This window comes from Polaromonas eurypsychrophila (genome assembly GCF_014641715.1).
Taxonomy (GTDB): Bacteria; Pseudomonadota; Gammaproteobacteria; order Burkholderiales; family Burkholderiaceae_C; genus Polaromonas; species Polaromonas eurypsychrophila.
This window is the reverse complement of record NZ_BMIG01000018.1, coordinates 20804-40318: the sequence shown is the minus strand read 5'-3', so window position 1 is coordinate 40318 and position 19515 is coordinate 20804. Positions and strand designations below refer to the sequence as shown.

The 19515-nt window shown below is 59.2% G+C and carries 19 protein-coding genes; 11 read left to right on the top strand and 8 right to left on the bottom strand.

From position 1 onward, the window contains the following. Nucleotides 1-44: 44 nt before the first annotated feature. The 4 genes from gcvT to IEX16_RS18250 all read left to right on the top strand — a co-directional run bounded on the left by gcvT (nt 45) and on the right by IEX16_RS18250 (nt 5365). The gene (gene gcvT / locus IEX16_RS18265) at nt 45-1175 is read left to right on the top strand and encodes a glycine cleavage system aminomethyltransferase GcvT (RefSeq protein ID WP_373288377.1); all 1131 of its coding nucleotides are present in this window, start codon (nt 45-47) and stop codon (nt 1173-1175) included. 35 nt (nt 1176-1210) lie between these two features. Continuing rightward, nucleotides 1211-1579, top strand: a complete 369-nt coding sequence (gene gcvH / locus IEX16_RS18260) for a glycine cleavage system protein GcvH (protein WP_188709918.1) — start codon at nt 1211-1213, stop codon at nt 1577-1579. 115 nt (nt 1580-1694) lie between these two features. Continuing rightward, nucleotides 1695-4592: an aminomethyl-transferring glycine dehydrogenase gene (gene gcvP / locus IEX16_RS18255; RefSeq protein WP_188709917.1), complete on the top strand. Its 2898-nt coding sequence runs from the start codon at nt 1695-1697 to the stop codon at nt 4590-4592. A gap of 17 nt (nt 4593-4609) precedes the next feature. After that, nucleotides 4610-5365, top strand: coding sequence for a sulfite exporter TauE/SafE family protein (locus IEX16_RS18250; protein WP_188709916.1), 756 nt, complete (start codon nt 4610-4612; stop codon nt 5363-5365). 11 nt (nt 5366-5376) lie between these two features. On the opposite strand, the gene IEX16_RS18245 is transcribed toward IEX16_RS18250, so the two are convergent. The 7 genes from IEX16_RS18245 to IEX16_RS18215 all read right to left on the bottom strand — a co-directional run bounded on the left by IEX16_RS18245 (nt 5377) and on the right by IEX16_RS18215 (nt 11679). Next, nucleotides 5377-5805, bottom strand: coding sequence for a hypothetical protein (locus tag IEX16_RS18245; protein ID WP_188709915.1), 429 nt, complete (start codon nt 5803-5805; stop codon nt 5377-5379). 188 nt (nt 5806-5993) lie between these two features. After that, nucleotides 5994-6836 carry a TauD/TfdA dioxygenase family protein gene (locus IEX16_RS18240; protein ID WP_188709950.1) on the bottom strand — a complete coding sequence of 281 codons (843 nt, stop codon included), beginning with the start codon at nt 6834-6836 and terminating at the stop codon, nt 5994-5996. A gap of 18 nt (nt 6837-6854) precedes the next feature. Next, nucleotides 6855-7844: a Bug family tripartite tricarboxylate transporter substrate binding protein gene (locus IEX16_RS18235; protein WP_188709914.1), complete on the bottom strand. Its 990-nt coding sequence runs from the start codon at nt 7842-7844 to the stop codon at nt 6855-6857. Nucleotides 7845-7864: 20 nt separating this feature from the next. Beyond that, nucleotides 7865-8794 carry an amidohydrolase family protein gene (locus IEX16_RS18230; protein ID WP_188709913.1) on the bottom strand — a complete coding sequence of 310 codons (930 nt, stop codon included), beginning with the start codon at nt 8792-8794 and terminating at the stop codon, nt 7865-7867. Between the two features lie 66 nt (nt 8795-8860). After that, complete coding sequence (locus IEX16_RS18225) at nt 8861-9835, bottom strand: NAD(P)-dependent oxidoreductase (protein ID WP_188709912.1); 975 nt, start codon at nt 9833-9835, stop codon at nt 8861-8863. After that, entirely contained in the window at nt 9832-10839 is a 1008-nt protein-coding gene (locus IEX16_RS18220; protein WP_188709911.1) for a Bug family tripartite tricarboxylate transporter substrate binding protein, read from the bottom strand. Before IEX16_RS18220 ends, IEX16_RS18225 begins: the two co-directional genes overlap by 4 nt. A 48-nt stretch (nt 10840-10887) precedes the next feature. Further along, nucleotides 10888-11679 (bottom strand): class II aldolase/adducin family protein, encoded by a 792-nt coding sequence (locus IEX16_RS18215; RefSeq protein ID WP_188709910.1) that lies wholly within the window; start codon nt 11677-11679, stop codon nt 10888-10890. Between the two features lie 151 nt (nt 11680-11830). Here IEX16_RS18215 and gcvA point away from each other — a divergent pair, with 151 nt between their 5' ends. Next, the gene (gene gcvA / locus IEX16_RS18210; protein ID WP_188709909.1) at nt 11831-12781 is read left to right on the top strand and encodes a transcriptional regulator GcvA; all 951 of its coding nucleotides are present in this window, start codon (nt 11831-11833) and stop codon (nt 12779-12781) included. Between the two features lie 2 nt (nt 12782-12783). On the opposite strand, the gene IEX16_RS18205 is transcribed toward gcvA, so the two are convergent. Further along, nucleotides 12784-13671 carry a LysR family transcriptional regulator gene (locus tag IEX16_RS18205; protein WP_188709908.1) on the bottom strand — a complete coding sequence of 296 codons (888 nt, stop codon included), beginning with the start codon at nt 13669-13671 and terminating at the stop codon, nt 12784-12786. Nucleotides 13672-13758: 87 nt separating this feature from the next. On the opposite strand from IEX16_RS18205, the gene IEX16_RS18200 reads away from it, so the two are divergent. The 6 genes from IEX16_RS18200 to IEX16_RS18175 all read left to right on the top strand — a co-directional run bounded on the left by IEX16_RS18200 (nt 13759) and on the right by IEX16_RS18175 (nt 19509). Continuing rightward, nucleotides 13759-14811, top strand: coding sequence for an Ldh family oxidoreductase (locus IEX16_RS18200; RefSeq protein ID WP_188709907.1), 1053 nt, complete (start codon nt 13759-13761; stop codon nt 14809-14811). 56 nt (nt 14812-14867) lie between these two features. Next, nucleotides 14868-15848: a Bug family tripartite tricarboxylate transporter substrate binding protein gene (locus IEX16_RS18195; protein ID WP_229676421.1), complete on the top strand. Its 981-nt coding sequence runs from the start codon at nt 14868-14870 to the stop codon at nt 15846-15848. A 30-nt stretch (nt 15849-15878) separates the two neighbouring features. Further along, a complete protein-coding gene (locus tag IEX16_RS18190) occupies nt 15879-16664 on the top strand; it encodes an MBL fold metallo-hydrolase (RefSeq protein WP_188709905.1) in 786 nt (261 codons plus the stop codon). Beyond that, nucleotides 16661-17398, top strand: a complete 738-nt coding sequence (locus IEX16_RS18185; RefSeq protein WP_188709904.1) for an ABC transporter substrate-binding protein — start codon at nt 16661-16663, stop codon at nt 17396-17398. Before IEX16_RS18190 ends, IEX16_RS18185 begins: the two co-directional genes overlap by 4 nt. 1 nt (nt 17399) lies before the next feature. Then, nucleotides 17400-18386, top strand: a complete 987-nt coding sequence (locus IEX16_RS18180; protein ID WP_188709903.1) for a tripartite tricarboxylate transporter substrate binding protein — start codon at nt 17400-17402, stop codon at nt 18384-18386. 61 nt (nt 18387-18447) lie between these two features. Then, complete coding sequence (locus tag IEX16_RS18175) at nt 18448-19509, top strand: isocitrate/isopropylmalate dehydrogenase family protein (protein ID WP_188709902.1); 1062 nt, start codon at nt 18448-18450, stop codon at nt 19507-19509. Nucleotides 19510-19515: the final 6 nt, after the last annotated feature.

Here is a 19515-nt window from a genome sequence, read left to right as displayed (position 1 = left end):
CATGGCTTTTGGCCATGTTGTCTATTTGCCCCCGGAGAATGCCTGTGTCTGCCACCGATACCCCTCTGCTGAAAACACCCCTGCACGCGCTGCACCTTGAACTCGGTGCACGCATGGTGCCGTTTGCGGGGTACGCCATGCCGGTCCAGTACCCGGCCGGCCTGATGGCCGAACACCAACACACCCGTACAGCCGCCGGGCTTTTCGACGTGTCCCATATGGGCCAGTTGCGCCTGGTGGGCGACGATGCGGCTGCAGCGCTGGAGTCGCTGATCCCGGTGGATGTGATCGGCCTGCCTGTCGGTAAGCAGCGCTACGGCCTGCTGCTCAATGAGGACGGCGGCATCATCGACGACCTGATGTTCTTCAACCGGGGCGATGACATTTTTGTGATCGTCAACGGCGCCTGCAAGGTGGGCGACATTGCGCACATCCAGCAAAAAATCGGCAGCCGCTGCGAAGTTATCCCCATGCCCGATATGGCGCTGCTTGCGCTGCAGGGTCCGCAGGCCGTGACCGCGCTGTCACGACTGGCCCCCGGTGTCGAACAACTGGTGTTCATGACGGGCGGACGTTTTACTGTCGCCGGTTGCGACTGCTTTCTCACGCGCAGCGGCTACACCGGCGAAGACGGCTTTGAAATCTCCGTGCCAGCCACGCAGGCCGACACCCTCGCCCGCGCCCTGCTCGCCCAGCCTGAAGTCAAACCCATTGGTCTGGGCGCGCGCAATTCGCTGCGCCTCGAAGCTGGCCTGTGTCTCTACGGCAATGACCTCGACATCAGCACCACGCCCGTCGAAGCCAGCCTGAACTGGGCGATCCAGAAAGTGCGGCGCACTGGCGGCGAACGCGCCGGCGGTTTCCCCGGCGCGGCCAGGGTGCTGGCGCAACTGGATACACCCGCCACCCTGGCACGCAAACGGGTCGGCCTTGTGGCATTGGAGCGTGTGCCGGTACGTGAACACACCGAACTGCAAAATGCCGAAGGCCGGCGCATTGGCGAGGTCACCAGCGGTCTGCTCGGTCCGACGGTGGACAAGCCGGTCGCGATGGCCTATGTGGAGCCCGCCTTTGCCGCCATCGGCACACGCCTCAATGCCATGGTGCGCGGCAAGCCCGTGCCCATGGAAGTGGCCGCCATGCCTTTTGTTCCCGTCCGCTATTTCCGCGGCTGAAATTTCACTTTCAACTTTATTCAACGGAGAAGACCATGCTCAAGTACACCGAAGACCACGAATGGATCCAGCTCGACGGCGACACCGCCACCGTCGGCATCACCACCCACGCGCAAGACGCACTCGGTGATGTGGTGTTTGTCGATCTGCCAGCCGTCGGCAGCACGTTTGCGCAAAAAGACGTCGCTGGCGTGGTCGAATCGGTCAAAGCCGCCGCCGATGTCTTCATGCCGATCAGCGGCGAAGTCACCGAAGTCAACGAAGCGCTGCGTGACAACCCATCGCTGGCCAACAGCGACCCGCTGGGGGCTGGCTGGTTCTTCAAGGTCAAGCTGTCGGACAAGTCCCAGCTCGATGCCCTGCTGGACGAATCAGCCTATGCCCAGTTTGCCAAGGACGCATAAGCACTGCCTTTCCTTGTCATTGCGGGCTCGACCCGCAATCCATGGATCCCGGATCAAGTCCGGGATGACACATCAATCACAAGCACGTCACCCATCCTTTTTCCCCGGAACCCTCATGTTGATGCCATCCGCCAAGCCTCTCGGCGAGCTTGAAAACCCTGCCGAATTCATCGCCCGTCACATCGGTATTGATGAAGCCGACGAAGCCCACATGCTCAGCGTTGTCGGCTCGGCCTCGCGCCGCGCGCTGATTGATGGCATTGTTCCGCGCTCCATTGCGCGCAGCAGCGCGATGGCGATTCCGACGCCAGTGACGGAAGCGGCTGCCCTCAAGCAGCTCAAGGCCATGGCGGCCAAGAACCAGGTCCTCAAGAGTTTCATTGGCCAGGGCTATTACGGCACGTTGACGCCCGGCGTGATCCTGCGCAACATCCTCGAGAACCCCGCCTGGTACACCGCTTACACGCCTTACCAAGCCGAAATTTCGCAGGGCCGCATGGAGGCGCTGATCAACTTCCAGACCATGGTCTGCGATCTGACCGGCATGCCGGTTGCCAACGCGTCCATGCTCGACGAAGCCACGGCTGCTGCCGAAGCCATGACCCTGGCCAAACGAAGCGTGAAAAGCAAGAGCCATGTCTTCCTCGTCGCCGGCGACTGCCACCCGCAAACCATCGAGGTGATCCAGACCCGCGCAAAACCGCTGGGCATCACTGTCAAACTCAGTACCGCCGCGACCACCTTGCCCATGCTGATGGCCGAGGGCGACTACTTCGGCGTGCTGGCGCAGTACCCGGCCACCACCGGCAGCATCCACGACCTGCGCCCACTGGCCGGCCAGGCGCATGTGGACGGCGCTGCGCTGTGCGTGGCCGCCGACCTGCTGGCGCTGACCCTGCTCACGCCGCCGGGTGAGTGGGATGCCGACATCGTGCTCGGCAACACCCAGCGTTTTGGCATGCCCATGGGCAACGGCGGCCCGCACGCCGCCTACCTGGCTTGCCGCGACGAGTTCAAGCGTTCGCTGCCGGGACGACTCGTCGGCGTGAGTGTGGACACCCACGGCCAACCGACCTATCGCCTGGCGCTGCAGACGCGCGAGCAACACATACGCCGCGAGAAAGCCACCTCCAATATCTGTACTGCGCAGGTGCTGCCGGCCGTGATTGCCAGCATGTACGCGGTTTACCATGGCCCGCAAGGCCTTAAGCGCATTGCGGAGCGGGTGGCGGCCTACACCGCCATTTTTGTGCAAGGCCTGAAGACGCTGGGTTACCAGATCACCAACACCGGCGCCTTTGATTCGGTCACCGTGAAGACCGGAGACGCTACTAATTTGATAGCTGATCGCGCAAGACTGGCGGGAGCTAACCTGCGATTTCGCTTGAAGAATCACCTGGGCGTGTCGCTCGACGAAACCACCAGCCGCAAGGACATCGAGCTGCTCTGGTCTTTCTTCGCCCAGCCCGGCCAGACCATGCCGGTGGTCAGCGCTTTCGAAAAAGGCATTGAATCGCTGATCCCTGCGGACTTGCGCCGCAGCAGCGACTTCATGACGCATCCGGTGTTCAACACCCACCACAGTGAGACCGGCATGCTGCGTTACATCCGCATGCTCAGCGACAAGGACCTGGCGCTGGACCGCAGCATGATCCCGCTCGGCAGTTGCACCATGAAGCTAAATGCCACCAGCGAGATGATTCCCATCACCTGGCCCGAGTTCGCCAACATTCACCCATTTGCGCCGCATGAGCAGTTGCAGGGCTACGCCGAGCTCGACAAGCAGTTGCGCGACTGGCTGTGCCAAGCCACGGGCTACGCCGGCATCAGCCTCCAGCCGAATGCCGGCTCGCAGGGCGAATATGCTGGCCTGCTGGTCATCAAGGCGTGGATGGAAGCCAATGGCCAAGGCCACCGCAACATCTGCCTGATCCCGTCGTCGGCGCACGGCACCAACCCGGCCAGCGCACAAATGGCCGGCTTGACGGTTGTGGTGACGGCCTGCGATGCGCAGGGCAACGTGGACATGGCCGATTTGAAGGCCAAGTGCGAGCAACACAGCGACAGGCTGGCCTGCGTGATGATCACCTACCCGAGCACCCACGGCGTGTTCGAGACACAGGTCAAAGAGCTCTGCGCGCTGGTACACAGCCATGGCGGGCGTGTGTATGTGGACGGCGCCAACATGAACGCGCTGGTCGGCGTCGCCGCGCCCGGCGAGTTCGGCGGCGATGTGAGCCACCTGAATTTGCACAAGACCTTCTGCATTCCGCACGGCGGTGGCGGGCCCGGCGTGGGCCCGGTGTGTGTGGTGGCGGATCTCGTGCCGTTTTTGCCCGGCCACGCGACGGCGGGTTTGCCGGTCAATGGTGTGGGCGCTATCTCTGCTGCGCCGCTCGGCAATGCGGCGGTACTGCCGATCAGCTGGATGTACTGCCGCATGATGGGCCCCGAAGGCCTGCAGCAAGCCACCGAGGTCGCCATCCTCAGCGCCAACTACATCAGCGCGCGGCTGAAAGACCACTATCCAACGCTGTACGCAAGTGCCAACGGCCACGTCGCGCATGAGTGCATCCTGGATCTCCGTCCGCTGAAAGAGACCAGTGGGGTCACCGCCGAGGATGTGGCCAAACGCCTGATGGACTATGGCTTTCATGCGCCCACACTGAGCTTTCCTGTGCCCGGCACGCTGATGGTCGAGCCCACCGAAAGCGAAACCCTGGCCGAGCTGGAGCGCTTTATCCACGCAATGATTGCCATCCGCGAAGAAATCAGACTGGTAGAAAAAGGCACTTGGCCGCAAGACAACAACCCGCTCAAACACGCACCACACACGGCGGCCAGTTTGCTGGGCGCGGACTGGGACCGACCGTATTCGCGCGAAACCGGCGCCTTCCCGCTGGCCACGCTCAAACAGGTCAAGTACTGGCCGCCGGTGGGCCGTGTCGACAACGTCTACGGCGACCGCAACTTGTTCTGCAGTTGCGTGCCGGTCAGCGACTACGCCACTTGACAGCGTAGCCTCTGCGCATGGATGCACAAACGCTGATCATCATCGCGGGTGCCGCGACCGCCGGTTTTGTACAGGGCCTGTCCGGCTTTGCCTTTGGCATGGTGTCCATGTCCTTCTGGGCCTGGACCATGGACCCGCGCCTGGCTGCGGCGATGGCGGTGTTCGGCTCGCTGACCGGGCAAATCATTGCGGCCGTCACCGTGAGGCGCGGCTTTGACATCAAAAAAATAGCGCCCTTCGTGCTCGGCGGCTTGCTGGGCCTGCCGCTGGGTTTGTTGCTGTTGCCGCAGCTTGACGTGTTGATGTTCAAGGCATTGCTGGGCAGCCTGCTGATGATCGCCTGCCCCGCCATGATGTTCAGCGCACAGTTACCGCGCATCACTCGCGGGGGACGCATCGCCGATAGCCTGGTCGGCGCGGGCGGCGGTTTCATGGGCGCATTTGGCGGGTTCACCGGCGTGCTGCCGACGCTCTGGTGCACCTTGCGCGGCATGGAGAAAGACAGCCAGCGCGCCATTATCCAGAACTTCAACCTCGCGCTGCTGGCCGTCACCTTCGCCAGCTACATTGCGACAGGCGTCATCACCACCGCCACCCTGCCCTACTTCGCCATCGTCGCGCCGGCCATGCTAATACCCTCACTGCTCGGTGCGCGCCTATACATCGGCATCAGCGAAGCGACCTTTCGCAAGGTGGTGCTGGGTTTGCTGACGGCGACGGGGGTGGCGTTGCTGGCTTCTTCGGTACCAGGGTTGTTGCGGCGGCTTGTATAGCCACTGAGGAGCTATTTGTTTTTACCATCTGGACCTCCCAAATGTCGGCGAAACTGACTTTCCAATACAGGAAAAAGATTTTGGCTTGCCTCGAGCGCCCGTTTCCGCACCTCAATGACCTCAGGCTCAACAACTTGTCGAAGATTGTCAGGGTTGCGGTAACTGATATTTCTAAATTCAGACCCGACATAGAGAAATAGATTCATTAACCGCTCAACCTCGCCCGCAGTTCCTGAAGACAGATAGATTCTCTTTCGCCGAAAATCCGTCAGCACTTGTGAGGCTTCTTTGGACAATGCATCTGCCTTGATGTTGTCGGATTTCTCTGCCAGTGAGGCACTCAGAAATCGCTCCCAAGCTCGCGCGTCACCCGTCTCCGGCGTCCGGTAGCGTTCAAGCAATTGCGGACGTCTATCCACCAACTGGTAGTGGAGTGCCAAGTAGGCTACTTGATCATTGAGGGAAACAAGTTGAGCATAAACATCGCGTAATGTTGTGGCTTGCTTGTCATAAACCTTGCTGAACTGATGAAAATCTTTCTTGTGCGTAAGCTCGATGTCACGCTCATATAGGGCAAGCCCTTTTAGATAAGACAGCCCTGCCTGTAAATGAACTCAATCGTTTTAATTCAAAGAAAGGGCTGTAGCTTGTCGCCGTGCAGCATGATCCGGTACAAATAGCGGTACTCTTCGGGGTCGTAGTCAGCATTGGCCTGGTGCATCACGCTGCGGTTGTCCCAAATCACCATGTCACCGACACGCCATTGATGGCGGTACTCATATTGAGGTTGGGTGGCGTGTTGGTAGAGCTCGTCAATCAACGCAAAGCCATCGTCAGCGCTCATGCCCTCGATGCCCTCCATGCGCCCAGTGTTCAGGTACAGTGCCGGCCTGCCGCTGATGGGGTGTTTGATGACCAGCGGTTGCTCGGTGTGCGGAATTTTTGCCATGTCTTCAGGGCTCAACTTGGAAAAGCTGCGCGGACTGCGACTGCTTTCGTGCACATGCTTGGAACGCAGGTTCTTCAAAGTGGTTTTCTGGGCATCGGACAAATCGTCATAGGCGCGCCGCACATCGACAAACTGCGTGTCGCCGCCGTAAGACGGAATTTGCACCGCCATCAGGCTCGTGGCCTTCGGCGGCGCGATGTCGTTTGAGTGGTCTGTATGATAATTTTCGCCGCGCACTTGCAACTTACCATTTTTGCGCGGCAGGTCTTTAGTGGAGTTACAGCCAACCAGGGGATAGTCTGGCAGCACGAACTGCTTGATTTGCTGATCCATCAGGCTACCGAAAATTTCGGCAGCCTGCATGAACTGCGGCGGTGTCAGGGGTTGGTCCCGAAAGACCAGTACCGCATGCTTTGCAAATAGCGCGTTGAGCTCGGCTCGGGTGGCATCACCGGCAGGCTGCGTCAGGTCAAGCCCTGAAATCTCAGCACCGAAAATCTCATTGATCGTGCGTATGGTCATGTTCACGGTAGCGCTCCCTTATTCGATTTTGATGCCGGTTTCGCGGGCGACTTTGGCCCACTTAGCGGTTTCTTCGGCCATGAGTTTTTCAAACTCTGGGCGTGACATCGGCATCGGATCTGCCCCTTCGCCAGCAAAGCGTTTTTTCATGTCCGGCTCCGCCAGCGCGGCATTGGCTTCGCGGTGCAATCTGTCGACCAAACTGATGGGTGTGCCAGCAGGCGCCAGCAGGCCCCACCAGTTGCTGACTTCCACGTCGACGCCGGTTTCCTTCAGGGTGGGTACATCAGGAATGAGGTCGACACGGCGGGAGCCGGCAACGCTCAGTAGTTTGATTTTTCCGGAGCGTAGGTAAGACTGCATCTGGATCAGGCTGCCCAAGGAGACCTGAACGTGACCGGCGGCCAGATCGATCAAAGCCGGTCCGCCGCCTTTGTACTGAACGACGGTCAGGTCGGCACCTGTGCGCAGCTTGAACAACTCAATGGCGAAGTGCTGAAAGCTGGCGACACCCGCCGAGCCGAAGTAGACCTTGCCTGGATTTTTCTTTGAGTAATCGATCAATTCCTTGATCGAGTTAACGGGCAGGCTGGCGGCAACCACAATCACGCTCGGGCCCATGCCGAGCATGGCCACGGGCGTGAAGGACTTCACCGGGTCGTAGCTGAGCTTCATGACGGAAGCGTTCATCGTGAAGGTCGAGGAGATCAGCAGCAAGGTGTTGCCGTCGGGCTCGGCCCTGGCGACCATGGCCGATCCAATGGCCCCGCCAGCACCGGGCACGTTTTCAACGACGACCGAGCGCTTCAGACGCATCGAAAGCTGCTGCGCCATGGTTCTGCCAACGATGTCGTTGCTGCCACCCGGTGCAAACGGAACGATGATGCGAATGGGCTTGGCCGACTCTTGTGCCAAAGCCTGCTTCAGAGGCAATGCCGTGCCTGCAGCCAGCAAGGCTCCGAGCGTTCGGTTGAACTGTCGGCGGTTGCCGGGGATGTTGATGCTCATGGATTTGTCTCCTGTTTGATTTACGTTGTTTTGAAGTCGTACAGCTTGGCCGGGTTGTCAGCGAGTATTTTCTTCAATGTGACCGGGTCGTTAATCCATTCGACTAAGCGGTCAAGGGCCCTGCCATCGTCGATCGGATTAAAATTTTCAACTACTTCGCGCTGCCGTGGTTTTCCCGGTGCGGCGCCTGGGTGCGGCCAATCGCTGCCCCACAGCAGGCGATCAGGATTAGCCGCGATCAAGGCTTGCACCATGGCGGCCGCGTCGGCGCAGTCGGGTACGCTCGAAATACGATGCGGCGCGGACAGCTTGACCCAAACTTGGCCTTCTCGTACCCGTTGCAGCAAGCTGCCAAAGTGCGCTTGGGCTGGCCCGAGAGCGGCTTGCGCACGGCAAAAATGATCCAGAACCACGGGCAACGAGAGCTGGTCCAGCGCTGGCTCAAGGGACGCAAAAACCGCCAGATTGGTATAAATTTGCAAATGCCAGCCGAGATCTTTGACGCGTTCGTGCGCCCACCGCAACTGGCGTGTGGCCAAGGCCGGGTCATGGATGCCATCGGTTTCCAGGTTGATGCGGACACCGCGCACGCCAGCGTCATGCATGGCTTGCAGCTGCGCATCGCTGGTCTTCTCGTCGATCACCGCCACACCGCGGCCGCGTTCACCGAGCGCCAGCAGAGCGTCTACGGTGCAACTGTTGTCGCTGCCGTAAGGACTAGGATGCACGATGACCACACGTTCTATGCCCAGCTGGTCGTGCAGGCGCAGCATGTCTTCAAGTCGCGCTTGGCCGGGCGTGTATTGACGGTCTGTTGCCAGCGGGTAGCGGTCAGTCGGTCCGAACACATGTGTGTGGCAGTCGCAGCTGCCAGCGGGCAACACCGTGTGTGGCGGCTGATGACTGCCGCCGTGGATGGCGGCCGAAGGAGTGGGGTGAGACTGTGGCATGGTTGCTGTTCATTTTGGATATCGGTGCTGGTGTTTTAAGCCGGGTGTTCAGGCCTTGTGGGCAGATCAGTTAACGCAGTTGGCAGGTGGCTTTCCTTGCAGCACGTCTATGACTTGTTGCGCGACTTGCAAGGCGCTTCTCGTTTGGGTTTCGTGCGTGCCACCCGCCGCGTGCGGCGTCGCCACCACATTTTCTAATTGCAAAAGTGGACATTCAGCCGGCGGTGGTTCGATCTCAAAAACATCCAGACCTGCTCCAAACAGATGGCCGTTGGACATCGACTCAAACAGCGCTTTCTCGTCAATGATCCCGCCGCGCGAGACGTTGATCAGGATGGCGTTTTTCCTCATCAGCGTCAGCTCGCGGCGACCGATCATGTGATGACTCTCGGCCGTCAGCGGCAAGTGCAAGGTCAGCACGTCAACCTGCGGCAGCATCTCGTGCAGCGAGGCCACGCGGGTGTGGGGCAGATCACACCAGTGGTCTGCTGGGCTGCGTGGGGCGTAGGTTAGTAGCTTGGCGTCAAAGGCGCCCAGCCATTTGCGAGCGACGGATTTTCCGATGTTGCCCATGCCGACGATGCCGACGGTTTTGCCTTGCAGCTCGATGCCCAGATGCTGCGGCCTGACGATCTCTGCACCCGCGCGTAGCATGCGGTCAAAGCGCGCCACGCGGCGTGCGACGCTAAGTGTCAATGCAAACGCCATTTCGGCCACGGCTTCGCTGTTCACGCCGGGTGTTCGGCACACCGGAATGCCGTGCGCTCTGGCGGCTTCGATGGCGATGGTTTCGTAGCCGACGCCTTGCTTGCAGATCACCTTGACGTGTTGGGCGCGGGCGAGCTGTTCGGCGGTGATCGGCGTCATGCGGACCATGACGCCATCGGCATCTTCCGGCCAGTTCTTGATGGCCGGGTCTGGCCAGCAGACCACATCGGCGTGTTGTCGCGCCAGCGCAATGCCGGCCTCATGGAAGGCGTCGAGGATGTAGATTTTGGGTCGCGCTAAGGCAGCAGAAGGTGTCGTGGTTGCTGAGCTCATTGCTTGGCGATCTTGGCTTTTTCCATCACATCGCGCCACCATGCGATGTCCTTTTTCAGGAGCGCTGTCATTTGCTCTGGGGTATTGCCGCGCGCTATTACGCCGAGCGCTAGAAACTTTTGGCGGATATCGGGTTGCACGACGGCGGCATTAATTTCTGCATTGAGCTTGACGATCACGTCGCGCGGCGTGCGTGCCGGTACGGCAATGCCGTTCCAGCCGGAAATCTCGTAGTTGGGTAGGCCGCTTTCAGCAATCGTCGGCACATTCGGCAGGCTCGGAAAGCGCTGGGCCTCGGTCACACCCAGGACCCGCATCGTGCCGGCTTTGGCATGCGGAATGACGGGTGCGAGGGTTTCAAAGATCGCTTGCACGTCACCTGTGCGAAGTGCGCGAACGACGTCGTCCGAGGTTTTGTAGGGCACGATGGTCGCTTCAATGCCGGCCATGGAGCGAAAGACTTCCGCCGCTAAATACTGTGCGCTGCCCACCGCGATGGTGCCGATGAACAGCTTGCCCGGGTTGACTTTGGCGTCGGCGATCAGCCCGCGTGTGTCGGTGATGCTTGACTGACTGTCGACCGCCAAGGCAAAGCCGAAGGTGCCGATCAGTGAGACCATTTCAAAGTCCTTGATCGGGTCAAAGGGCAGCGACTTGAAGAGCGACGGCGTCATGGCGAAGTTGCCTGCCGCGATGAAGTTCAGTGTGTAACCGTCTGGCTTCGCCTGTTGTGCCACTTGTGAGGCGACGATGCCGCCGGCGCTGGGCCGGTTATCGACGACAAAGGCTTGGCCAGTTTTCTCCACCAACTTTTGTGCCACCAAACGCACCGTCAAGTCGCCGGTACCGCCTGGGCCGTAGCCGACCATGATCTTGACTGGCCTGTTGGGATAAGCCTCAGCGCTGCTTTGTGCCAGGGTCCAGCTACTGGCCAGTAATCCCAGTGCGACGACAGCGACGCCTGTCCAGGCTTTACGGTTTGTCTCGTTGATTATTTTTCTCATGGATTACAGGTGTCAGGTTATAGATCGAACGGCATCAAGCGTCAGATATCAAACATCGAAAGGCGGAAAACCTGACGCACCGGCCTCGGCCCGCAGCAAGCGGATCATGGCCGGCCACTCAAGCTCGCCATACGGGCGGCGCGTTCCTGGTTGATAGAGGTGGGCAGTGTGCTGCAAAACTTCCTCAGAAGGAAGATTCAGTTCGGTGCCGCCAGCCATTGCATCGACTTGTGCGCGGCAGGACATTTCTAGCTGGTAAATCGTGTTGAACGCTTGTTGCACACTGGGGCCGCAGGTCAGCAAACCGTGGTTGCGTAAAATCATGGCGGTGTGAAGCCCGAGATCTTTCACCAGTCGCACGCGCTCTTCGAGGTTGATGGCCGGGCCTTCAAAGTCGTGATAGCCCAAGTGGTTGTGAAAGCGGATGGATGTTTGCGTCATGGGCAGCAGCCCACACGCCATGCTGGCGACTGCCATGCCGGCACGGCTGTGGGTGTGAATCACGCATCGCACATCCGAGCGCGCCTCATGGATGGCGCCGTGAATCACGTAGCCCGACTTGTTGATGCCGTAGTCGGTGTCTGGCTTGGACAAGATGTTGCCCGCCAAGTCGATTTTGGCTAGGCTCGATGCCGTGATTTCTTTGTAAAGAAGCCCGTACAAATTGATCAGTAAGTGGTTGCTGCCAGGGATGCTGGCCGTGATGTGGTTGTAGATCAGGTCGGTCATGCCGAACTTGTCGACCAGTCGGTAGCAGGCTGCGAGTTCGACCCGCGCGGCCCATTCTTCAGGACTGACGTCGTCGCGAACACACTTGAAATCGGTGGCGTAGTTGGGCATGAGGTGACTCTTGTTAAAGGCAGCGGATAAAGCGGCGGGTGGACACACGTGCAGCGAGAGGTTTCGTCCTTCAGTCTGCCGGTGCTTCTGCGGGTTACGCGAATCTTACGTAGGAAGCAACGAAGTCACAGAGAGTTTTTTTCAAGATAACATGAGAAAAACTAATGATGGCTTTATCTTTTCTCCATTCTTTGAAAGATGCTGCATGGCCAGCCCCTTGCCACCACTGAATTCGTTGCGCGCTTTCGAATGTGCGGCGCGCCATTTGAGTTTTACCAAAGCCGCCGACGAGTTGAACATCACGCAAAGCGCGGTCAGCCATCAAATCAAGACGCTGGAAGCGTGGCTGGGTTTCGCACTGTTCGAGCGCAATGGGCAGCGCGTTTCGCTCAGTCTAGGTGGTGCTGTTTACGCCGGTGAGTTGGGGCCTGTGTTCACCCGAATCTTGCACGCTACGCAAGACCTGCTGACATCGGGCTCCCACCAAATCCTGAATTTGCGCGGTTACGGCACCTTCTTCGTGCGCTGGTTGATTCCGAGAATTTCCGATTTTCAGGAAAAAAATCGCGACATCAAGATCCGGCTGACGACGCACGTTGAAGCCGTGGATTTTGGGCGCGACAAAGTCGATATGGGCATTGTTTATGGCGATGGACCGTGGGATGGCAACCGGAGTGACTTGCTCTTTGAAGACGCCTTGATTCCGGTTGTTTCACCCAGGCTTGTTGCCCGAATGTCATTGCCCTGCTCGCTCGAGAAAATGCTCACCTTGCCGATGCTGCACTCGCGCCGGAAAATTCAGTGGGAGGACTGGTTGCAGGCGGTCGGTGCAACGCGCAAGCCAGCTGAGAACGACATGTACTTTGAGGATGTCACGATCCTGTATCAATGCCTGCTCGAAGGGCTGGGTTTGGCGCTGGTTCAGGTGAAATATGTTGAAGACGATCTGGCTCAGGGGAGGTTGGTGACGCCCTATCCGTATACGCTGCGACGAAAGGGCGGCTACCACTTGGTCAGCCCGCTTGAGATTTCTAACGACGACAAGATCGTTCGTTTTCGTGAGTGGGTGCTGGCGCAAAGCCTCGGTCCCGCCGGCAGATAAAATTACTTCATGGCTTGAATCAGCAGGTCATAAAAGTGACGCGCAGCGGCTGTTAATTCACGACCTCTGCGCTTGATCAGGCCCAGCGTGCGGGCCACATCCGGCTCGTACAGCGGAATGCTGACCAGGGTCGGGTGTTCTTGTCGCGGCATCGCCAGGCGTGGGACAACGCCGACACCGAGTCCGGCCTCGATCAGGCTGACCATGGCGGGTACGTGGTGAACCTCGCAAAACCAGCGCGGATGCGACTTGCTTTGGGCCAGCGCCAGATCAATCAGTAGCCGGTTGCCGCTGCCTTGCGCGAGCGTGATGTAGTTGTGCTGGCCCAATTCATCCCAGCGGATTTTTCTTTTTTTGGCCAGCGGATGGTCTTTGGTACAGGCTACCACGAAGGGGTCTTGCAGCACCGGCTCGAACTCAATGTCGGCTTCTTGTGCGCCGATGTAGGTGAGCCCAAAATCGGCTTCGCCGCGCACCACATTGAGCAGAATGTCAAAAGACGATTCGTCGATCACACGGATGCGGATGCCGGGATATTGGCGGTGATAGGTGCGCATCACGTCCGGTAAAAAATAGGCCACGGCCGAGGGTACGCAGGCGATGGTCACTTCGCCAGAGATGCGTTCGGCGACGTCACTGATGCCTAGCAGTGCGCTGTCAAGTTCGTTGAGGACGCTGCGCGCTTTGGGTACGAAACTGCGCCCGACCGTGGTCAGTTCGACTTTGCGCGTGGTGCGCTCAAAAAGTAGCACGCCGAGGGCCGTTTCGAGTTTGTCGATGCGTCGTGACAGCGCCGATTGCGACAAATGAATGGCAGCTGAGGCGGCCTTGAAGCTGCCCATATCGGCCACAGAAAGGAAGGCCCGAAGGTCGGCCAAATCAAAATTCATGCGTTTTTAACAACAATAGATGGAATATTTGCACTTTACACGCTGCACCTACTTTTTGATAATCGGCGTTTTGATGAAAGACCTGCTTTGAACACTCGTGTCAATGACCCGCTTCGGGTGCCTGAATCTGAACTCACCCAACTTGGCGTCAAAGCCTTTCAGGGGCTTGGTTTGTCGCTGGCGGACGCCCAGGACGTTTGCCGCATTTTGATCATGGCCGACTTGTTTGGCCTGTCCACCCACGGCCTGAGCCGGGTTGAGTCTTACGGTGAACGCTTGCTGATCAAAGGCATCAACCCAGATGCCCGGGTAAAGGTTGAGCGCTTGGCGCCGGCCATGGTGCGGGTCGATGGCGACAACGGCGTGGGCCCCTTGGTCGGACTGCGAGCACTGGAAGCGGCGATGCAAGTCGCCGGTGAATGCGGCATTGGCATTGCTTTTGCGCGCGGCAGCAATCACTTTGGACCAATCTCACCCTATTCGCTGATGGCGGCCGAGGCAGGCTTTGCGTCTATCATCGGCAGCAATGCGACCACCACCATTGCGCCTTGGGGCGGTACCGATGCGCGTCTGGGCAATAGTCCCTTAGGCTTTGGCGTGCCGAACCCCGGCGGTGCACCTTTCTTGCTAGACATGGCCATGAGCGTGGTGGCCCGAGCCAAAATTCGCAATGCGTTCAAGCGTGGCGAGAGCATTCCAGCCACCTGGGCGACTGACAAACAAGGTTTGCCGACCAGCGACCCGGCGCAAGCACTCGACGGCTTCTTGTTGCCGATTGGCGGCCACAAGGGTTACGGCTTGGCGCTGCTGGTCGATCTGTTTGCCGGCTTGCTGTCGAACGCGGCCTACCTGACGCACGTCAAGTCGTGGGTTGACGCCCCTGACGAGCCGCAGAATCTGGGTCACTTTTTCATCCTCATCAACACCCGCTTGTTAGGCTCGACCACTTGGCTCACAGAGCGCATGAACGACTTCGCGGCAATCCTTCACGGCAGCCCAGCCGCCGAGGACGGCAAGCCGGTGCTGGTGCCTGGCGAGATCGAGCTGGCCAAAATGAAAGACCAACGCGAGAACGGCATTCACATGCTTGCTGACGTGATGGCTTTGCTGCACAAACATGCAGCCAACGCGCCTGTGTGACGGCGCTCTGCGTCAATCCCCCTTTCTGATAGTTGACTATAAAAATGGAGATCCTCATGATTTCATCCCAACTTAAACAGCGTGCGCTCATGCTGGTTGCCGCCATGGCACTCGCCACGCTGGCCCAGGCCCAAGGTTATCCGAACAAGCCGATCCGCTTGGTGGTTCCCTACCCAGCCGGCGGCAATGCGGACATTACGGCCCGGGTGGTCGCCAAGAAGATGTCGGAAAACATGGGTGTGCCTATCCTTGTGGACAACAAAGGCGGTGCCAACGGCGGCATTGGCACCGACATCGTTGCCAAGGCACCTGCCGATGGATACACCCTGCTGGCCGTGGCCAGCGGCCCGCTGGTGATCAACCCTGTGCTCTACACCAAAATTCCTTACGACCCGATCAAGGACCTGCTGCCCATCAGTCAGATCTTGACTTTTCAGTACGTGTTGGTGGTTCCAGTCAACTCCCCCATCGCCAGCATCTCCGCGCTGGTCGCTCAGGCCAAGGCCCAACCCGGTAAGCTCAGTTACGGCTCTACCGGCATAGGTGGTGGTGGCCATCTGGCGGGCGAGTTGCTGTCGCTGATGAGCGGCACCCAGCTGATCCACGTTCCCTACAAGGGCAGCGCACCTGCATTGGCAGACCTGCTCGGCGGTCACCTCGCGTTCACTTATGACACGATCATCACGTCGACGCCACAAATAGAGGGCAAGCAACTGCGGCCGTTCGCCGTCTCAGGTCCGACACGCGCCAAATCATTGCCACAAGTGCCGACCATGCAGGAGCTGGGTTACAAGGGCTTTGACATCACCCAGTTTGTCGGTCTGCTCGCCCCAGCCAAGACAGACCCGGCCATCATCGCCCGGCTGCACCAAGAAGCGGTCAAGGCCATCAAGTCACCCGAAGTGATACAACGCCTTGAAGTCGAAGGAGGCAACCATCTGGTGGGCAACAGCCCGGCAGAATTCGCCGGGCACATTCAACGCGACCTAGCGCTCTACGGCAAGCTGATCAAAGATGCCAACATCAAGCCGCAGTAAGTTCTGCTGCCAACCCATGCACATCTGTTCATGTACCAACTCGATTTGCTGATTCAAGGTTTTCCGGGGCGTGCCGTCTGTCATGGTGGTCTCGGTTGGAGCACCGTGTCGCTTCTCCGTGGGCAAGGGCGTGTGGCGCTGCTGGATGTCGGCGCTTTTGGCGTTCGCCGCGAGCTGTCGCAGCAACTGCAAGCCCAAGGCGTCAAGCCTGAAGACGTGACCGACGTGATCCTCACCCACGCGCATTACGACCACGCCGTCAACTTCACTTTGTTCCCGAACGCCACCGTCTGGATTGGTGACGAGGAACTCACCTGGGCCGCGAGTCAGCCTCCGGGTTTCAACCCCTTGCCTGAGTTGTATGTGCGTGAACTGCTGACGCGTGAGCGCGTGCGTCGCATGTTGCCGGACGATGAACCGTTGCCAGGTCTCAAAGCCGTGGCGGCGCCGGGCCACACACCGGGACATCTGATTTTTGTGCTGACCGCCAATACCCCTCCAGTTATCTTCACAGGCGACTCGGCGAAGAACCGGGCTGAGTTGTTGTCCGGCGAAGTTGACGCCACCTCAGACGCTCAGCAAAGTCGCGACACCCTGGCGATGATCTGGGCGCACTGGCGCGCCGTGCCCGGCACTGTGCTTATACCCGGCCATGACCTGAGCATGCGGCTAAGTGCCGACGGACAACCCGATTACATTGGTGAGCGCAAGGCGGCTATCGCTGCTTGGTTTTCCGAATCCATCCATACTATGACGACAATAAACCTGTGCTGTGACGCAGGTTTTGGCGCCAACTACAGAAACGACGACTTATGACATTCAGTGCAGCCGTGAAGAGCGCTTTGACACCCACCGGACGCTTGCGTGCGTCCATCAATTTGGGCAACCCCATTCTCGCCAATCGTGACGCTGCCGGCTTGCCTGTGGGCGTGTCCATTGACTTGGCGCGGGAGTTGGCGCGCCGGCTCGGTGTCGAGTCTGAATTGGTGGTTTCCGATTCAGCCGGGAAGTCAGTCGAGATCGTCACCGCCGATCAGGCCGATATCGGGTTTTTCGCCATCGACCCCGTGCGCGGGCAGGGCATTTTGTTCACCGCCGCGTATGTCTTGATAGAAGGCAGTTACCTGGTGCGCGAGGCCTCGCCCTTGCAGCGCAACGAAGAAGTCGACACTGCCGCGCACCGCGTCACCGTCGGCAAAGGCAGTGCCTATGACCTGTACCTGACGCTAGCCTTGAAAGCTGCGCAGATCGTCCGTGCCATGACATCGCCGTCCGTTGTGGACACCTTTTTGGCGAATGGCGATGACGTTGCCGCAGGCGTCAAGCAGCAGCTGGAGTCGGACATCAAACGCCTGCCGGGCTTGCGCTTGTTGCCGGGGCGCTTCATGGTCATCGAGCAAGCGATGGGCGTGCCCAAGGCGCGCGGCGTAGCCGCTCAAGCGTACGTCGCAGCCTTCGTTGAAGAGATGAAAGCCAGTGGCTTTGTGGCCGAGTCTCTGGCTCGCCACCGTATCGAGGGTGCTGCCGTGTCACCCGCTACGGGTCATTGAGATGCACCGCTACCTCAGCTTTGCGGCAACAACCTTCACGGCGCTAACGGCCTTGTCAGCTTTGCCCGTGCAGGCTCAAACACCGTCTCAAAATTACCCGCTCAAACCGATTACCTTGATCGTGCCGTTCGCCCCCGGTGGCGGCACCGACAGCATTGCCCGAGATGTGGGCAAGGCGCTCGGGGAAAAGCTCGGCCAAGTGGTGATCATCGAAAACAAAGGCGGTGCCGGCGGCAGCATTGGCGCAAACGCCGTGGCCAAGGCGCCAGCCGACGGCTACACCTTGCTGTTTGCGACCTCGACCTTCGTCACCAATGCTGCGGCCGAAGCCACACCGAGTTACAACATCGAGAAAGATTTTTCGCCCATTGCCATGATTGGTCGCGGCCCGCTGCTGGTGGTTGCCAGCAAAGAGATGGGCGTCAAAACCATCGCGCAGCTGCGAACAGCCATGGCAGCCCGGCCAGACGGCACCAACTATTGCTCGTCCGGTAACGGCAGCATCAACCATCTGTCGGGGGAGTTGTTTCGGCAAAAAACGCAACTGGCTATGACGCACGTGCCCTACAAAGGCAGTGGCCCGGCTACCGTTGACTTGCTAGCGGGCCGCATCCAGTTGTTTTTTGCCACAGTGCCAACCATCCTGCCTTACGTGCTCGACAACCGCGTCGAGTTGTTGGCCGTGACGGGCGCCAAGCGTTCACCGCTCTTTCCGAGCGCGCCGACCATGGCCGAAGCCGGCATCAAGGGTTTTGAAATTTCAACTTGGTGGGGTGTGCTCGCACCAGCCAAAACGCCGCAGTCCATCATCGACAAACTCAACGTTGCAATCAACGAAGCGGCAGCACGCGATCCGATGCGCAGCCGTCTCAGCCACGAAGGGGCAGATGCCGTCAGCGGCTCACCCGCCGATTTCCGTAAAGCCCTGGTTGCTGAGACCGTGCTTTGGCGTGAGGTTGCGAAGACTGCCGGCCTCAAACCCAATTGAAGATTGGCTAAATATGCTAGTCATCTCATATTCCTATGACATCCATTTTTGAATTGCCCCCATGAAGATTGTTGTTCTGCCCGGCGACGGTATTGGCCCTGAAACCATGGCCGTCACGGTTAATGTTCTTGAAGCCGTATCCCAAAAGTATCATCTCCAGCTTGAGTTGAAACACGACATTGCAGGCCACGACAGTTTGAAGCTTCATGGCGCTACCGTCACCCCGGCCCTGCTGGAGAAGGTGCGCGCAGCTGATGGCCTGATGCTCGGCCCCATGGCCACCTACGACTTCAAGGACGAAGCCAAGGGTGAGATCAATCCGTCGAAATTTTTCCGCAAGACGCTGGATCTGTATGCCAACATCCGGCCGGCACGGACCTTCAAAGGCATGCCTGCGCGGCTGGGCGAGTTTGACCTTGTCGTTGTGCGTGAAAACACAGAAGGTTTTTACGCCGACCGCAACATCGAGTCCGGCGGTAGCGAGATGCTGATCACGCCAGACGTGGTGGTGTCGCTGCGACGAATCACCCGCGTTTGCTGTGAGCGCATCGCCCGCACAGCATTCGAGCTAGCCATGACCCGGCGTAAAAAGCTCACCATCGTGCACAAGGCCAATGTGCTGAAGATTGGTGACGGCATGTTCATCGAAGAGTGCTTGCGCGTCGGCAAGGAGTTTCCGGAAGTGGCTGTGGATGACTTCATCGTCGACGCCATGATGGCCCACGTGGTGCGTGCGCCGCAGCGTTTTGACGTCATCGTCACGACCAATATGTTTGGCGACATCTTGTCCGACTTGACTGCAGAACTCTCCGGCAGCCTCGGCTTGGGCGCCTCGCTCAATGCCGGTGTCAATCACGCCATGGGACAGGCCGCGCACGGTTCTGCTCCTGATATCGCGGGTCAAAATATTGCCAATCCGTTCTCGCTGATCTTGTCGGCCGGACAGTTGCTGCGCTGGCACGGTCTGCGTGCCGGTAAGCCAGCTTTCATTGAAGCCAGTGCGGCCATTGAAGCGGCCACAGCTGAAGCGATTGCCGCTCATGAAGCCACCCGTGATGTCGGCGGTCAACTGGGCACGCGTGAAACCGGTGCAGCTTTTGTGGCCCGCTTGATGGCGGTCTGAACGACA

Excerpts from the sequence above, each read along its gene's own strand:
- gcvH (WP_188709918.1), top strand. The coding sequence starts at position 1,211 with ATGCTCAAGTACACCGAAGACCACGAATGGATCCAGCTCGACGGCGAC.
- gcvP (WP_188709917.1), top strand. The coding sequence starts at position 1,695 with ATGTTGATGCCATCCGCCAAGCCTCTCGGCGAGCTTGAAAACCCTGCC.
- IEX16_RS18250 (WP_188709916.1), top strand. The coding sequence starts at position 4,610 with ATGGATGCACAAACGCTGATCATCATCGCGGGTGCCGCGACCGCCGGT.
- IEX16_RS18240 (WP_188709950.1), bottom strand. The coding sequence starts at position 6,836 with ATGACCATACGCACGATCAATGAGATTTTCGGTGCTGAGATTTCAGGG.
- IEX16_RS18235 (WP_188709914.1), bottom strand. The coding sequence starts at position 7,844 with ATGAGCATCAACATCCCCGGCAACCGCCGACAGTTCAACCGAACGCTC.
- IEX16_RS18230 (WP_188709913.1), bottom strand. The coding sequence starts at position 8,794 with ATGCCACAGTCTCACCCCACTCCTTCGGCCGCCATCCACGGCGGCAGT.
- IEX16_RS18225 (WP_188709912.1), bottom strand. The coding sequence starts at position 9,835 with ATGAGCTCAGCAACCACGACACCTTCTGCTGCCTTAGCGCGACCCAAA.
- IEX16_RS18220 (WP_188709911.1), bottom strand. The coding sequence starts at position 10,839 with ATGAGAAAAATAATCAACGAGACAAACCGTAAAGCCTGGACAGGCGTC.
- IEX16_RS18215 (WP_188709910.1), bottom strand. The coding sequence starts at position 11,679 with ATGCCCAACTACGCCACCGATTTCAAGTGTGTTCGCGACGACGTCAGT.
- gcvA (WP_188709909.1), top strand. The coding sequence starts at position 11,831 with ATGAGAAAAACTAATGATGGCTTTATCTTTTCTCCATTCTTTGAAAGA.
- IEX16_RS18205 (WP_188709908.1), bottom strand. The coding sequence starts at position 13,671 with ATGAATTTTGATTTGGCCGACCTTCGGGCCTTCCTTTCTGTGGCCGAT.
- IEX16_RS18195 (WP_229676421.1), top strand. The coding sequence starts at position 14,868 with ATGATTTCATCCCAACTTAAACAGCGTGCGCTCATGCTGGTTGCCGCC.
- IEX16_RS18190 (WP_188709905.1), top strand. The coding sequence starts at position 15,879 with ATGTACCAACTCGATTTGCTGATTCAAGGTTTTCCGGGGCGTGCCGTC.
- IEX16_RS18185 (WP_188709904.1), top strand. The coding sequence starts at position 16,661 with ATGACATTCAGTGCAGCCGTGAAGAGCGCTTTGACACCCACCGGACGC.
- IEX16_RS18180 (WP_188709903.1), top strand. The coding sequence starts at position 17,400 with ATGCACCGCTACCTCAGCTTTGCGGCAACAACCTTCACGGCGCTAACG.
- IEX16_RS18175 (WP_188709902.1), top strand. The coding sequence starts at position 18,448 with ATGAAGATTGTTGTTCTGCCCGGCGACGGTATTGGCCCTGAAACCATG.